The organism is Mycobacterium sp., from assembly GCF_035314905.1.
Classification (GTDB): Bacteria; Actinomycetota; Actinomycetes; order Mycobacteriales; family Mycobacteriaceae; genus Mycobacterium.
In genome coordinates, this window is the sequence record NZ_DATFYW010000179.1 from 1 (window position 1) to 14,683 (window position 14,683).

At 69.1% G+C, this 14,683-nt stretch carries 16 protein-coding genes and 1 riboswitch; of the genes, 7 read left to right on the forward strand and 9 right to left on the reverse strand.

Annotated features, from left to right (window positions below; translation table 11 throughout):
• Nucleotides 1–875, reverse strand: an 875-nt coding sequence (locus VKG81_RS15310; protein ID WP_324397325.1) for a hypothetical protein, incomplete at its 3' end; no start/stop codon positions are given.
• 25 nt (nucleotides 876–900) lie between these two features.
• On the reverse strand, nucleotides 901–1,311 hold the full coding sequence (locus VKG81_RS15315) for a cold-shock protein (RefSeq protein WP_324397327.1): 411 nt from the start codon (nucleotides 1,309–1,311) through the stop codon (nucleotides 901–903).
• Nucleotides 1,312–1,453: 142 nt separating this feature from the next.
• On the opposite strand from VKG81_RS15315, the gene VKG81_RS15320 reads away from it, so the two are divergent.
• From VKG81_RS15320 to VKG81_RS15335, 4 genes are all read left to right on the forward strand, one after another.
• Complete coding sequence (locus tag VKG81_RS15320; RefSeq protein WP_324397329.1) at nucleotides 1,454–1,846, forward strand: YccF domain-containing protein; 393 nt, start codon at nucleotides 1,454–1,456, stop codon at nucleotides 1,844–1,846.
• On the forward strand, nucleotides 1,843–2,907 hold the full coding sequence (moaA, locus tag VKG81_RS15325; RefSeq protein ID WP_324397331.1) for a GTP 3',8-cyclase MoaA: 1,065 nt from the start codon (nucleotides 1,843–1,845) through the stop codon (nucleotides 2,905–2,907). The genes VKG81_RS15320 and moaA overlap by 4 nt, the downstream gene beginning before the upstream one ends.
• Nucleotides 2,908–2,922: 15 nt before the next feature.
• Nucleotides 2,923–3,192, forward strand: coding sequence for a MoaD/ThiS family protein (locus VKG81_RS15330; RefSeq protein ID WP_324397333.1), 270 nt, complete (start codon nucleotides 2,923–2,925; stop codon nucleotides 3,190–3,192).
• Between the two features lie 247 nt (nucleotides 3,193–3,439).
• Nucleotides 3,440–3,638: riboswitch (cyclic di-AMP (ydaO/yuaA leader) on the forward strand.
• 9 nt (nucleotides 3,639–3,647) lie between these two features.
• Nucleotides 3,648–4,751 (forward strand): transglycosylase family protein, encoded by a 1,104-nt coding sequence (locus tag VKG81_RS15335; RefSeq protein WP_324397335.1) that lies wholly within the window; start codon nucleotides 3,648–3,650, stop codon nucleotides 4,749–4,751.
• Nucleotides 4,752–4,960: 209 nt separating this feature from the next.
• Here the strand turns inward: VKG81_RS15335 and VKG81_RS15340 are convergent, their stop codons facing one another.
• The 6 genes from VKG81_RS15340 to VKG81_RS15365 all read right to left on the reverse strand — a co-directional run bounded on the left by VKG81_RS15340 (nucleotide 4,961) and on the right by VKG81_RS15365 (nucleotide 7,604).
• Complete coding sequence (locus VKG81_RS15340) at nucleotides 4,961–5,236, reverse strand: cold shock domain-containing protein (protein WP_324397337.1); 276 nt, start codon at nucleotides 5,234–5,236, stop codon at nucleotides 4,961–4,963.
• A gap of 147 nt (nucleotides 5,237–5,383) precedes the next feature.
• Nucleotides 5,384–5,842, reverse strand: coding sequence for a MarR family transcriptional regulator (locus VKG81_RS15345; protein WP_324397339.1), 459 nt, complete (start codon nucleotides 5,840–5,842; stop codon nucleotides 5,384–5,386).
• Between the two features lie 171 nt (nucleotides 5,843–6,013).
• A complete protein-coding gene (locus VKG81_RS15350) occupies nucleotides 6,014–6,436 on the reverse strand; it encodes a molybdenum cofactor biosynthesis protein MoaE (RefSeq protein WP_324397416.1) in 423 nt (140 codons plus the stop codon).
• A 14-nt stretch (nucleotides 6,437–6,450) separates the two neighbouring features.
• A complete protein-coding gene (locus VKG81_RS15355) occupies nucleotides 6,451–6,930 on the reverse strand; it encodes a MogA/MoaB family molybdenum cofactor biosynthesis protein (protein WP_324397341.1) in 480 nt (159 codons plus the stop codon).
• The gene (gene moaC, locus VKG81_RS15360) at nucleotides 6,927–7,352 is read right to left on the reverse strand and encodes a cyclic pyranopterin monophosphate synthase MoaC (RefSeq protein WP_324397418.1); all 426 of its coding nucleotides are present in this window, start codon (nucleotides 7,350–7,352) and stop codon (nucleotides 6,927–6,929) included. Before moaC ends, VKG81_RS15355 begins: the two co-directional genes overlap by 4 nt.
• Before the next feature lie 57 nt (nucleotides 7,353–7,409).
• On the reverse strand, nucleotides 7,410–7,604 hold the full coding sequence (locus VKG81_RS15365; RefSeq protein ID WP_324397344.1) for a hypothetical protein: 195 nt from the start codon (nucleotides 7,602–7,604) through the stop codon (nucleotides 7,410–7,412).
• A gap of 65 nt (nucleotides 7,605–7,669) precedes the next feature.
• Between VKG81_RS15365 and VKG81_RS15370 the strand changes: the two genes are divergently transcribed.
• The 3 genes from VKG81_RS15370 to VKG81_RS15380 all read left to right on the forward strand — a co-directional run bounded on the left by VKG81_RS15370 (nucleotide 7,670) and on the right by VKG81_RS15380 (nucleotide 13,292).
• The gene (locus VKG81_RS15370) at nucleotides 7,670–9,919 is read left to right on the forward strand and encodes a helicase-associated domain-containing protein (protein ID WP_324397346.1); all 2,250 of its coding nucleotides are present in this window, start codon (nucleotides 7,670–7,672) and stop codon (nucleotides 9,917–9,919) included.
• A gap of 124 nt (nucleotides 9,920–10,043) precedes the next feature.
• Nucleotides 10,044–11,534 (forward strand): hypothetical protein, encoded by a 1,491-nt coding sequence (locus tag VKG81_RS15375; RefSeq protein WP_324397348.1) that lies wholly within the window; start codon nucleotides 10,044–10,046, stop codon nucleotides 11,532–11,534.
• 108 nt (nucleotides 11,535–11,642) lie between these two features.
• Nucleotides 11,643–13,292: a DNA repair helicase XPB gene (locus VKG81_RS15380; RefSeq protein WP_324397350.1), complete on the forward strand. Its 1,650-nt coding sequence runs from the start codon at nucleotides 11,643–11,645 to the stop codon at nucleotides 13,290–13,292.
• A gap of 386 nt (nucleotides 13,293–13,678) precedes the next feature.
• Here the strand turns inward: VKG81_RS15380 and VKG81_RS15385 are convergent, their stop codons facing one another.
• Nucleotides 13,679–14,668, reverse strand: a complete 990-nt coding sequence (locus VKG81_RS15385; protein WP_324397352.1) for an LLM class F420-dependent oxidoreductase — start codon at nucleotides 14,666–14,668, stop codon at nucleotides 13,679–13,681.
• Nucleotides 14,669–14,683: the final 15 nt, after the last annotated feature.

The window sequence follows — 14,683 nt, forward strand, 5'->3', positions numbered from 1 at the left end:
GTGTAGAGCACCGGTGGGGGCAGCGTCGCGACGACGGGCAGGTGCTGCCCGGCCAGCTGCACATCCACCCCGGCATCTGCGGTGACGGTCTGTTCTGACACCCACACCGGACCGGTCGTCGGCCCGTTGATGGTCAGCGCATCGACGTGTGGGATCGTCTGATCGGCGTTGAGCTTGGTCCACACGTCGAGCTCTTGAGGCGTGGGAAACCGCTTCGCGGTCTTGATGTCCGCGGGGTGCTGCCTGCCCGCGCCGACCGTCCAGTCGCCGCCGGCGAGCCCGGGGAACCGGGCAGCCAATGTTGTCACCGTGGCCGTCACCGCGGTGTAGTCGGCGGTGTCCGGGAGGTCGATGGCGCCGCCGCTGAGATGGCCGCCGTCGCGGTTGGCACTCGGGTCGGTGCCGTGGCTGACCGTCGCGTGCAGTCGGACCGTCGATCCGGGAAACTGCGTGCGCATTGCCACCCAGTCGCGCGCCTGCTGAACGATCTGGTCGCCGTTGGTGATCGCGCGGTCGTTGTTGTCGATCGCGAACACGTTCCAGCCGCTGCGGGCGTCGAATTCGGTCTGGTATCCGCGGTAGTCGACGCTGCGGAGATGATCCAGATACCGGGAGGTGATCGCGGCGAGCTGGTCGCCGGTGATGTGGTCGGCCACGTCGACATCCAGTTCGACGTAGACCCGTCCCTGCGCCACGTCGTCGGCCGTGGTGCCGGTGGCCGCGACCACGCCGGGCATGCCGCGAATCTGCCTGGTCAGCGCGTCGACCTGTGCGCGGCGGTCCGGGGGGTTCGCGTTACACGCGGCGGCCACCAGGGCGGCGGCCAGGACGAAGGCCAGGACGAACAAGACACCAAGCCGCGGCCACCGCGACACGACTACTGTGAAACCCGGCAAAATTTCAGGCGTCGAGTTCTCGGGCGACGGCCTTGACGACCTCGGAGACGCGACGCGCGGTCTTGCGGTCGGGATAGCGTCCCTTGCGCAGCTCCGGCTGCACCGCGGACTCCAGCAGCGTGATCATGTCCTCGACCATGCCGTGCAGTTCGTCGGGCGAGTGCTTGTGCTCGGCCGGCCCGGTGTCGCGCCGGGTCCGCAGCGGTGACGGCGGCGGGTCAATCAGCTTGAGACTGAGCGCCTGCGGGCCGCGCCGGCCCGACGCGACGCCGAACTCGACGCGCTGACCGGACTTCAGGCCCTCCACACCGGAAGGCAACGCCGACGACCGGACGTAGACGTCCTCGCCGTCTTCCTGAGACAGGAAGCCGAAGCCCTTCTCCGCGTCGTACCACTTCACCCTGCCGGTCGGCACTGGTCTCACCTGCTTGCCTTGATGGTTCCTCGAACAAAACGCGCCCCGCAGCGCAGGACGCGATCCAGGTGATCCTACTCGGCTCGCTCCCCGTCGAGCACCCCTGTTTACTCGGTAGGCTGAGCCAATCGCTGGAGGAACAATGCGCCTGATCCTGAACATCATCTGGTTGGTCTTCGGCGGCCTCTGGCTGGCACTGGGCTACCTTCTGGCCGCATTGGTGTGCTTCGTCCTGATCATCACGATCCCGTTCGGGTTCGCCGCGTTGCGCATCGCCTCCTACGCACTGTGGCCGTTCGGCCGCACGATCATCAGCAAGCCCGGAGCGCGTCCGGGCGCGTTGATCGGGAACATCATCTGGGTCGTGCTGTTCGGTGTGTGGCTGGCGATCGGGCACCTGGTGACGGCGGTGGCGATGGCGATCACCATCATTGGAATACCGCTCGCGCTGGCGAACTTGAAGCTGATACCGGTCTCGCTGGTGCCGCTGGGCAAGGAGATCGTGCCGGTCGACGAGACGAAGGTGGCCGCATGACGGTAACGGCGCTGGGTCTGCCGTCGGTGCTGCGCCGCACCAACGGGACGGAGCCCGCCGTGCCCGCCGACGGTCCGCTGGTGGACAGCTACGGACGGGTCGCCACCGACCTGCGGGTCTCGCTGACAGATCGCTGCAACCTGCGCTGCACCTACTGCATGCCCGCCGACGGGCTGGACTGGTTGCCCACCGACCAACTGCTGCGCCCCGATGAGCTGACCCGGTTGCTGCGAATCGCGGTCACCCGACTGGGCATCACTAGCGTGCGGTTCACCGGCGGCGAGCCGCTGCTGGTCAAGCGTCTCGAGGAGATCGTCGCCGCGACCGCGCGGCTGCGCCCCCGGCCGGAGATCGCGCTGACCACCAACGGGGTGGGCCTGGCGGTGCGCGCCGCCGACCTGGCACGAGCCGGGCTGGACCGGGTGAACGTTTCGCTGGACAGCGTCGACGCGGCCCGGTTCGCCGCGATCACCCGGCGCGACCGGCTGACCGACGTTCTCGAAGGCCTGGCGGCGGCCCGTGCGGCGGGCCTCGGCCCGGTCAAGGTCAACGCTGTCCTCGACCCGTTGACCGGCCGTGACGACGCGGTCGCGCTGCTGCGCTTCTGCCTGGAGGCCGGGTATCAGCTGCGCATCATCGAGCAGATGCCGCTGGACGCCGAGCACCGCTGGCGCCGCGGCGAGGCGCTCACCGCCGACGACGTGCTCGCGGCGCTGGCGCGCCACTTCTCGTTGCAGCCGGACAAGGCGCCGCGCGGCTCGGCGCCGGCCGAGCTGTGGCAGGTCGACGGCGGACCGGCGACCGTCGGGGTGATCGCGTCGGTCACCCACGCCTTCTGCTCGGACTGCGACCGCACCAGGCTGACCGCCGACGGCCAAGTCCGCAGCTGCCTGTTCGCCACGGAGGAGACCGATCTGCGCGGGCTGCTGCGGGCCGGCGCCGACGACGGAGCCGTGGAAGCCGCGTGGCGGGCCGCGATGTGGGCCAAGCCGGCCGGCCACGGCATCAACGCTCCGAACTTCGTCCAGCCGGCCCGCCCGATGAGCGCGATCGGCGGTTGAGATGGCCCGCGGGCGATGACGGATCTGTCGACGCGACTGTGGGTGACGGTGCGATACTTCGCGGCCGCGCGGGCGGCCGCGGGATCCGAGGCGCAGACATTGGTCCTGGGGCCCGGCGCAACCGTGTCCGACCTCGTCGGCGCGCTCGGCGAGGCAAATCCCCGACTGGCCGAAGTACTCACGCGATGCTCGTATCTGTGCGACGAAGTGGCGGTGCGCGACACGTCGATGCCGCTGAGGTCGGGCCAGACGATCGATGTGCTTCCACCCTTTGCCGGCGGCTGAGAGTGATTTGCATCACATAACGGAATGGTCACAAGCTGGCTACAGACCGGTGGAGTAGCAGCGACACCTGCGAAAACACGATCCCTTCTTGGGCTTTTAGAGCCCTTTTAGAGTTTGCCGTGAGCCGAAACGCCGTGTTTGGCAAAAGGTGACGGATGTGACCTGAACCATTACGGTCATCCATCAAGCCATCCGGCCCCATAACGGTTGGCCTTCCTTGCCTTTCGCGCCTAACTCCATCCGTTGGGCAAGGACAACCACGAACACCATGGATGGAGGCGGGGGACCCAACCCGGTCCACCGAACCAGGAACGACCAACCTGGGGCCGCTTTGCGGCTCCTCGGGGTGAAGCCGTGCTGAATTCACCCAGTGTATTCAGCCGGCCGGGCGGCCTCTCGTGCCCGAACCCGACAGCTGACCTCGCGGGCGCATACAGAGAGGACAGAGCAGACGTATGAGTGGACGGCATCGAAAGCCCACTACATCCTCGGTAAGCCTATCAAAACTTGCCTTCACCGGCGCGGTCATCGGGGGCGGTGGGCTCGCGCTGGCCGGCCACGCCAGCGCGGCCTCCGACGGTGAATGGGACCAGGTGGCCCGCTGCGAATCCGGCGGCAACTGGGCGATCAACACCGGCAACGGCTATCAGGGTGGCTTGCAGTTCTCGCCGGGCACCTGGGCCGCCCACGGCGGCGGCGCATTCGCGCCGGCCGCCAACATGGCCTCCAAAGACCAGCAGATCGCCATCGCGGAGCGCGTGCTCGCCACGCAGGGCCGCGGCGCCTGGCCGGTCTGCGGCCACGGGCTGAGCTCGACCACGCCGCGCAACGTCCTGCCGTCGGACACACCGGTCGGCAACCATGACGCACCCGCGCCCCCGCCAGACGCTCCGCTGCCTCCACCAGCCGACCAGGGCGTGGTCGAAACAGCAGCCCTGGACACACCCGCGCCCGACGCGCCGCCGCCGGCGCCGGACGCACCTCCCGCGCCCGCCCCGGACGCGCCTCCCGCGCCCGCCCCGGACGCACCGGCCCCGGATGACGTGGTGGTTCCGCCGCCCGCCGACGACCCCACGGTTGCACCGCCCGCCGGCGCGGTGATCGTCGACACCTCCGCTGCCGTGGACGCCCCGTTGGCGCCAGCGCCCGATGACCCGGCCCAGCCGCCTCCCGGGGCGCCCGCGCCCGACCCGGCCGGCGCGGTGGCGAACGCGCTGCCGAACATCCCCGGCCCGGTGTACGACGCCGCGAGCCAGGCGGCCACGACCGGCCAGGTGCCGAATCTGCCGAACGGTGTCCCGCACCTGCCCAGCCCGAACAACCTGCCACCCGGCACCACCGAGGACAATCCCAGCCAGGAGCCAGGTGGGGGTCCGAACATAACCTACCTGCACGAACTGTGGCAGGCGCTCAAGACGCAGCAGATCAGCCCGCACGACGCACTTCTAGGGATCAGTCAGCGGCCACTCGACTCGACGCCGCCTCCCGGTGAGGCCGCGGGTCCGCCGGAGGGCGGCCCGGCTCCGGGGACGGCGCCGGCTGCTGCGCCCGGGCAGTAGTCGCCGGGTCAGCCGATCGCGGCGTCGGATGCCCGTTGCCGGCCTTTGGCGGTAGTGGTTGCCGGCTGCCGTTGGCGCGACTGGCGGTAGTGCGCGAGCGGAGCAGCGCCGAGCGTGAACACACTGCGAGATTTCGCGAGAAATTTCGCAGTGTGTTCACGCTCGCGCGGGGTGAAGCCTTCACTTGAGCTCGGTCGAGGATGCCGTCGTCACAGCAGGCGCATCGTGCGTGCCTCGGGGTGCCGCGGCGTGCCAGCGACACGGTAGCTCGTACGCTGACCCACCTGGGGCACCCGGAGGGTGCCATTGGAGACCTCGGAGATGTGAAAGAAAACATCGGCACCGTCGTCATCGGGCGTAATGAACCCAAAGCCATAGTCCCTGTTGAACCAGGTGACGATCCCGTGGTCGATCGCGCCGAGCGATGGCCCCGGCTCGCCGACTTTCCTGCCCACTGCGCCCGTGGCTGCCCCGGCGGTCGTCATGGGTTGCACTCCTTGCCGGCCTGAGGCGCTCGACGCTGTTGAGCACCAACGTAAGTCGGCCGGGTACGAGGCGGTAGGGCCGTTAGGCCCATCCGGGTCACCATTGGACCCGGGCCGGCCCGGCGCCGCGGTCTTGATCGCGCGAGGTCAGCGTCGGCGCGGCCGCCGGGCGACCGGTGGGGTGGGCACCGCTGCGCCGATCGTGCCGAGCAGCCGCTTGAGCTGGCAACGCTGAGGCGATGTCAGGTTGGCCAGCACTTGGTCTTCGGCGCTCGCCACCGCTGTTTCGGCGCGCTTGAGCAGCGCGAGGCCCTGCCTGGTCAGCTGCGCCGGCAGGGAGCGACCCGAAGAAACCGACGCCGGCCGGGTCACCACGTCCATCTCCTGGAGGTGCTGCAGCACGTTGTTCATCGCCTGCGGCGAGACGTTGTTCGCACGCGCCAAGTCCGCGTTCGACAGTCCCGGAAACGCGAACAAGATCTTCATGCAGACCAATTCGGGCAAACTCAGCCCGAATGGTCGCAGCGCCGCGGCGACGGCGGGCTGCAGCACCGCCCCGGCCCGGTACAGCAGGTACCCCAGGGGCTGGTCCGCATCGTCAGACATGTCACACATCTTGACATATATCAGCCAGGTTGATCCAGTTGGCGCAATTGGCTCAGAGGACTTGCGGCTCATCGCGCGCTCGACGAAATCGCCAACGCGCACCGTTATTCATCATCGATGCCCAGGCCGGGAGGGCAGTGGTGACGGTTGGGAACCAAGCGAGGCATTCGCCTACGCCGAGCCGACCCATTCGTCGGTGCCGTCGGCGAAGAACTGGCGCTTCCACACCGGCAGCCGCGCCTTGACGGAGTCCACCAGACGCCAACAGGTTTCGAACGCCGTCCCGCGGTGATCGGCCGCCACGGCCGCCACCAGTGCGGCCTCCCCGATGGCGAGGGTGCCGACGCGGTGGCTGGCCGCCACCGCACGAACACCTTCGGTTGCCGCGACCTCCTGCAGGACCTCGGCGAGAACCTGCTCAGCCGCGGGGTGCGCCGAGTACTCGAGCCGCACCACCGACCGGCCGACGTCGTGGTCGCGGATCACGCCCGCGAACCCGACGACAGCACCCGCGGCGTCGCGAGCCACCAACGCCTCGTGCTCGGCGAGGTCGATCGGCTGCTCGGTGATCTCGGCCCGCAACACCACACTCATCTCGGGTTGTCGGCTCATCCGCGGTGGTCCTTGCCGCTGAGCTGGTCCAGCGCATGGTCGAGCACGCCGGCCAGCACGGTCAGCCCGTCGCGGACGCCACCCGGCGAACCGGGCAGGTTGACGATCAGCGTGCGCCCGGCGACGCCGCACAGGCCGCGGGACAGCACGGCGGTGGGGACTTTCGGCAGCCCGGCGCGGCGGATCGCATCGGCGAGGCCCGGAACCTGGTAGTCGAGCACGCGCGCGGTCTGCTCGGGCGTGGCGTCGGTCGGCGACAGGCCGGTGCCGCCGGACGTGACGACGAGGTCCGCGTGGTCGACGATTGCCCGGCGCAAGGCCAGGCCCACCGCGTCGCCGTCGGCGACGACCACCGGATCGGCCACCGCGAAATCGCGTTCGATGAGCCAGTCGACGAGGATCGGCCCGCAGCGGTCCTCGTATTGCCCGGCGGCCGCGCGCGTCGACGCGATCACGACCCACGCCGAGCGCGTCATCTCGTCCAAAGCCCGGCCTTGCCGCCCTCTTTGCGCAGCACCCGGACGTCGTCGATCCGGGCGGCCGGGTCGACGGCCTTGACCATGTCGTAGAGCGTCAGCGCCGCGACGCTGACCGCGGTGAGGGCCTCCATCTCGACCCCGGTGCGGTCGGTGGTGCGCACGGTTGCGGTGATCGCGACCTCGGCAGCGCCGACCTCGAAGTCGACGTCGACACCGGTCAGCGCGAGGTGGTGGCACAGCGGGATCAAGTCGCTGGTGCGCTTGGCGGCCAGGATGCCGGCCACCCGGGCGGTGGCCAGTGCGTCGCCCTTGGGCAGGCCGCCTGCCGAGATCAGCTCGACCACGTCCGGTGTCGTCAGAAACGTCCCGGCCGCTTGCGCGGTGCGCTTCGTGGCCGCCTTGCCGGTGACGTCGACCATGTGGGCCGCTCCCCGTTCATCGAGGTGCGAGAGCCGGCCGCTGTCGGACACCGGAAGCTACTTGTTGACTACCGTGACCGGGTGGGTGTACGGCAAGTCTTCGGCGGGAAGGGGGAACGTGATGTCCCCGTACGGCGACAACGCGCCGGTGCGGTCGGCAGCAAGTTCGCTGATGGCGTGCTCGTCGCCCTCTTCGTGCACGGGCCAGCCGTTGTCGACGTATCGACGCTTTTCTGATTTGTTGTCAGCCACGAGCACATTCTGACAGGCGCCGCGACCGGCCGCGAGCAGGCCCGACTGCTTTACGCTGGTCAGCGATGACCGCACACTCTCCGGGCACGTCGTTTCATGCCTGGCTGGCCGGCCTACCCGACGATCGGCTGGTCCGCCTGCTGGAGCTACGACCCGACCTCACCCAGCCGCCGCCGGGCAGCATCGCGGCGCTGGCGGCGCGCGCGCAGGCCCGCCAGTCGGTCAAGGCCGCCACCGACGAGCTGGACTTCCTCTCCCTCGCGATCATCGACGCGCTGCTGGTGCTGCACGCCGACACGACCGGGGTGCCGGTGGCCAAGCTGGTCGCGCTGATCGGCGATCGCGCACCGGAGGCCTTGGTCACGTCCGCGCTCGACGACCTTCGGGAGCGGGGCCTGGTGTGGGGTGACGCCGCGGTTCGGGTGGTTGCGGAGGCCGCCGCCGGGCTGCCGTGGCACACGGGTCAGGTCGTGGCCGAGGACACCCGACGCAGCCCAGAAGAGATCGCCGCGCAGATCGAGGCGGTCGACGATGCGCAGCGGGTGCTGCTGGACCGCCTCGTCGCGGGCTCCCCGGTCGGGCGAACCCGCGACGCCGCGCCCGGCACCCCCGCCGACCGTCCGGTGCAGCGGCTGCTGGCCGCCGGCCTGCTGAGGCAGGTCGACAACGAAACCGTGATCCTGCCGCGGCAGGTCGGGCAGGTGCTGCGCGGCGAGCAGCCCGGCCCTGTCAGCCTGGTGGCGCCGCAACCGCACACGACGAGCACCACGGCATCCAACGCCGACGACGCCGCCGCCGGCGCGGTGATCGATCTGCTGCGTGAGACGGAGCTCGTCCTCGAAACCCTCGGTGCCGCACCCGTTCCGGAGCTGCGCAGCGGGGGCCTCGGAATCCGCGAGCTCAAGCGGCTGGCCAAGCTCACCGGGATCGACGAGCAGCGGCTCGGCCTGATCCTGGAGGTCGGCGCCGCGGCCGGTTTGATCGCCGCGGGCGCACCGGATCCGGAGCCGCCCGACGTCGACGGGCCGTACTGGGCGCCGACCGTCGCCGCGGACCGCTTCGTCGAAACGACCGCCGCCGCGCAGTGGCAGCTGCTCGCGGCCACCTGGCTGGACCTGCCGGCGCGGCCCGGCCTGATCGGCCGGCGCGGACCCGAGCGCAAACCGATGGCCGCGCTGTCGGACGCGTTGTTCTCCGCGGCGGCGCCGCTGGACCGCAGGCTGCTGCTCGGCGCGCTGGCCGAGTTGCCACGCGGCGCGGGGCTCGACGCCGCCGAGGCCTCGCGGGTGCTGCTCTGGCGGCGGCCGCGCTGGTCGATGCGGCTGCAGCCGGCGCCGGTGAGCGACCTGCTCCACGAGGCGACCGTCCTGGGCCTGGTCGGCCGCGGCGCGGTGACCACGCCGGCGCGGGTGATGATCTCCGGCGCGGACGCCGACGCGGCGTCGGCGGCGATGGCCCGGGTGCTGCCCGAGCCGATCGACCACTTCCTGTTGCAGGCCGACCTCACCGTGGTGGCGCCGGGGCCGCTGAACCGCGAGCTGTCCGAGCAGCTGGCCCGGGTGGCGACCGTCGAGTCGGCCGGTGCCGCGATGGTGTACCGGATCAGCGACGCGTCCATCCGGCGCGCGCTGGACGCAGGCCGCAGCGCGGGCGCGTTGCACGCGTTCTTCCGGACGTACTCAAAAACTCCGGTCCCGCAAGGGCTTACGTATCTCATCGACGACGTGGCGCGCCGACACGGACAGCTGCGCGTCGGGGCGGCCAGCTCATTCGTCCGCTGCGAAGACCCGGCGCTGCTGGCGCAGGTGGTCGCCACGACGGTCGCCGAGGCGCTGGAGTTGCGCCTGCTGGCGCCGACGGTCGCGGTGTCACAGGCGCCGATCGGCGACGTGCTGGCGGGGTTGCGCGACGCCGGGTTCGCCCCGGCCGCCGAGGACGCGTCGGGGACGATCGTCGACCTGCGAGCGCGTGGCGCGCGCGTAGCCGCCGCGCCGCACCGGCGGTTGCAGCGGCTTCTCACCACACCCAGCACCCAGACGCTGGGGGCGATCGTCGCGATGCTGCGCCAGGTCGCCGCGGCGCCCGTCACGCGGGTCGACCCCGCGACCGCGGTTTTGCTGCTGCAACAGGCGGTCCGGGATCAGACCTCCGTGGTGATGGGTTATGTCGACCCCGCAGGCGTTGCCACCCAGCGCGTCGTCTCACCGATCGGCGTGCGGGGCGGCCAGTTGACGGCGTTCGATCGGGCGGCCGGGCGGGTGCGCGACTTTGCCATTCATCGCGTCACCTCGGTGGTGTCGGTCGACGACGGATAACGGTGTGCCACGTCGCACGTCTCCGGTGACCGATCAACTGCAATTTCAACTGGTCAAACGACAGGTCCAGTGGGCCGAGTGCTGACACGATGTGGCTGGCTCGTTTGTTCAGGCGGTGATGAAAATGGGTCATCGGGTACGGTCGGGGACGGCCGTCGCAGTCATCGTGGTGCTCGTGGCAGCGCTGTCGGCCGTCGCCACGATCGACACGGCGGCGCTCAGCCGGGCAGACGTGTGTGCGGACGCGGGCGCTCGACAGTTCGAGGCGGTTGGTGGGTGCGCGGGGGCGCCAGACGCTGTGCCACCCCCCGAATACGTTCCGCCGCCACCCGAATATCCGGCGCTGCCACCACGAGCACCGAAAAACATTCATCCCCGGGCCAATCCCGGCATTCATCCTGCTACCAATGCCGTATGGAGCACGACGGACCCGTCGAACCCGCAGCAGACCCTTCCATCCGGCGACTCGGGGAACGTTCACTGGGAGGTCGGAACGTACGAATCCGACAACCTTCTGATCTACGGGCTCATCTGCTACCCGGCGTCGGCGGGCCCCCACCCGGTGCTCATCGTCAACCACGGAAGCGCTCCGGGCGTGTCGACGGTGCCGGGCATGCCACCGGGCATTGTCACCGCCACCTGGAACGGGTGCATCACGATGGCCGAGAACGGGTGGGTCGTCGCGACGTCGACCTACCGGGGCTGGTCGATCTTCGGGACACAGGCCGGCGAGCAAGCTCCCGTCCCGTACCAAGGCTTCACGAGGCTGTCGGAGGGTCAGTTCGAATTGTGCGGCGGGGAGGTCGATGACGTGCTCAATCTCCTCTCAGCCGTGAAAGCGCTTCCCAACGACGTGGCCAAGGCGAATCAGGTTGTCATGTACGGTCATTCCCACGGTTCGTGTATTACCGAGCTGGCGATCGAGCGAGGAGCCGCGCCGCAGATCGCCGTCTCGGTGGACGGCCCGACCGACTTCACCCAAACAGCGTCGTGGACGTGGGGGGGACTGCTGCCGCAGACGTCCCCCGGCCCGGCCTACCCCGGCGGGCCGGTGTGGTGCCCCAGCTGCGGGTCGACCTTCCACGCCCAGGAATACGCACGGTCATCGGCGTTGTCGGACACTTCCATCGGCAAAAATGGACCGAGTTTGCTCGCCAAGGTGTCGTTTCTGCGGATTCACGACGAAGGAGATGGAATCGTCGCGCCCCAACACGGCTGTGAGCTTGCGGGTGCCCTCGGTCCTGGAAGCTCCAATTACTTTCTGTACCCGGACACCTCGCCTCCGGGAACATACTTCGCGCCGCCGAAAGAGTGTGGCCAGTGGCTGCCGAACCCCTGCTACGCCGACAAGACCGGCTCGCATTGCGGGCCTTGGAAGCTCGGGCGGCTCCTGCCCGACACCGGAAAAGGGGGGCCGTGGACCTCGCCGACGTTCCTCATGTACGCCTGCCCGCAAAGTGTTTGTACCGGTCCCGATCGATCCCCTACCGGCAACGAGGGGGCCGCCGAACACGGCCTGATACTCAACCAGTCGTGGCCCGAAGTCGCAAGCTTCGTGAACCAATTCGCGTCCGGGTGGAGCGCCGAGTTCCCCGCGCAGTTCCCGTTCGAGTAACTCCGGGCTTTTCATTGATGCCCACAACTCTGCTGAACTACGCTGATGTCTTTTCGCAGCCAGAGTCACTTTCAGGCCGGTGGCCGGGGGCCGAAATACAATGACGGGATGACCAACGGCCCCCTGATCGTGCAGTCCGACAAGACGGTGCTGCTCGAGGTCGACCACGACCTCGCCGGCGAGGCGCGGGCCGCGATCGCGCCGTTCGCCGAACTCGAACGCGCGCCCGAGCACATCCACACCTACCGCATCACGCCCCTTGCGCTGTGGAACGCCCGCGCCGCGGGCCATGACGCCGAGCAGGTGGTCGACGCGCTGGTCAGCCATTCCCGCTACGCGGTGCCCCAGGCGTTGCTGGTCGACATCGTCGACACGATGGCCCGCTACGGGCGCCTACAGCTGGTCAAGCACCCGGCGCACGGCCTGACGCTGATCAGCCTGGACCGCGCGGTGCTCGAGGAGGTGCTGCGCAACAAGAAGATCACGCCGATGCTGGGTGCCCGCATCGACGACGACACCGTGGTCGTGCATCCCAGCGAGCGTGGCCGGGTGAAGCAGATGCTGCTCAAGATCGGCTGGCCCGCCGAGGACCTCGCCGGATACGTCGACGGCGAAGCGCATCCGATCAGCCTCGCGCAGAACGGCTGGCATCTTCGCGACTACCAGGAGATGGCCGCCGCGTCATTCTGGGAGGGCGGTTCCGGTGTGGTGGTGTTGCCGTGCGGTGCGGGAAAGACGCTGGTCGGCGCGGCGGCGATGGCGAAAGCCGGCGCGACGACGCTGATCCTGGTGACCAACACGGTGGCGGGACGGCAGTGGAAGCGAGAGCTCGTCGCCCGCACGTCCCTGACGGAGGACGAGATCGGCGAATACTCCGGCGAGCGCAAGGAAGTCCGGCCCGTGACGATCGCCACCTACCAGGTGATGACCCGCCGCAGCAAGGGCGTGTACCGGCATCTCGAGTTGTTCGACAGCCGGGACTGGGGGCTGATCATCTACGACGAGGTTCACCTGCTGCCCGCGCCGGTGTTCCGGATGACCGCCGACCTGCAGTCACGGCGCCGACTCGGGCTCACGGCGACGCTGATCCGTGAGGACGGGCGCGAGGGCGACGTGTTCTCCCTCATCGGGCCGAAGCGGTACGACGCACCGTGGAAGGACATCGAGGCGCAGGGCTGGATCGCACCGGCCGAATGCATCGAGGTACGGGTGACACTGACCGACAACGAGCGGATGATGTATGCCACCGCCGAGCCCGACGAGCGCTACCGTATCTGCTCCACCGCGCGCTCCAAGCTGGCGGTGGTCAAGTCCATCCTCGAAAAGCATCCGCAAGAGCCGACTTTGGTGATCGGCGCCTATCTCGACCAGCTCGACGAGCTCGGCGAGGAATTGAACGCACCGGTGATCCAGGGCTCGACGAAAAACGCCGAGCGGGAGGCGCTGTTCGACGCGTTCCGCCGCGGCGAGGTGCCCACGCTGGTGGTGTCCAAGGTCGCCAATTTCTCCATCGATCTGCCCGAAGCCGCGGTGGCCGTGCAGGTTTCGGGAACCTTCGGCTCCCGGCAGGAGGAGGCGCAACGGCTGGGCCGGCTGCTGCGGCCCAAGGCAAGTGGCGGCGGCGCGTACTTCTATTCGGTCGTGGCCCGCGACACGCTGGACGCCGAGTACGCCGCACACCGGCAGCGCTTCCTCGCCGAGCAGGGCTACGGCTACGTCATCAGGGACGCCGACGACCTGCTGGGCCCGGCGATATAAACGTCGGCCGCCGGGGCGTGAAAGCTGCAGCTATTTCTCTTTGCTAACTAAGCAATTAGTCGCGGTATCCGCGGCCTACCGGAGCCGGTCGGGGCGCGCGAAGTGGCGGACAAACCCACGAAACAGCCCTGCGAGTGGGTGATTTGGCGGCGCTCCGGCGAAACTGACGTACCAGATAATTTTTTGCCCGATTTTCCGGCCAGGTTTTGCCGCCCGGTGTAGGTTTCCTCGATTATCGCGGTCATCGATGGGCGCAACCCGCGTGTAATCGGCAACAACAAGCACAAGCCGTGATCGGCCGGGTTAAGAGGGGTAAACCCGGGTGGCATCGCCGGCTGCGTCCGGTTCGGCGACGGTGACCGGCTGAGGCCCGCGCGCCGGTGGACTCAGCTGAGCGCGGGGATGATCGACCGCTCGAACAGCTCGATGCCCGAGCGGTCGTATGCGGCCTCCGGGAAATAGCAGATCGCATATCCGCACCCGAGATCGGCCATGTGCTTCAGCCGCTCGACGACCTGATCGGGTGTGCCGCTCGCCGAGTCGGGGCTGCTGGTCATGGTCAGCATCGCGTCGGCGGCGGCCTCGGGGACGAAGCGGATCATGCGGTCGCGGACCCGCTCGAGCCGATCTTTGACCTCGGCCTCCGACTCGCCGACCACCGCGTTGAAGTTGGCCGACCGAACGATCGCGTCGAAGTCGGTGCCGACGTCGCGGCAATGCCCGGCCAGGATCTCCGATTTGCGCGCGAAGCCTTCCGGCTCGGCGGTGTAGTTGGTGTACTGCGCGTACTTCGCGGCGATGCGCAACGTCCTGCGCTCACCGCCGCCGGCGATCCACAGCGGAATGCCGTTATCCTGCAGCGGCTTCGGCTGCACAATCGCCCCGCTGACCTGGTAGTACCTGCCGTCGAGTGTCGCCGTGCCGTGCTGCCACGCGTCGCGCATGATCTGCACACCTTCGTCGAGCCGGCCCAACCGCACCCCGGCGGGGGGAAACCCATACCCGTAGGCGCGCCACTCGTGCTCGTACCACCCGGCGCCAATGCCCATCTGCAGCCGCCCACCGGAGATGATGTCAACGGTGGCCGCGATCTTGGCCAGCAGCGCGGGATTGCGGTAGCTCATCGCCGTGCACATCTGGCCGAGCTTCACGCGCGAGGTCGACGCGGCGCAGGCCGACATCAGCGTCCACGCTTCGTGGGTGGCCTGGTCGGTCGGCATCGGCACGGTGTGCAGGTGGTCGTAGACCCAAATCGAGTCCCACGCGCTGTGGTCGGCATATGCCGCCAGCCCGTGCATGACCTCCCAATGCCGCGCCGGCGGGATGTCGACCAGATCCAGACGCCAACCCTGGGGAATGAACAAGCCGAAGCGCATCCCTCAGACCCTAGG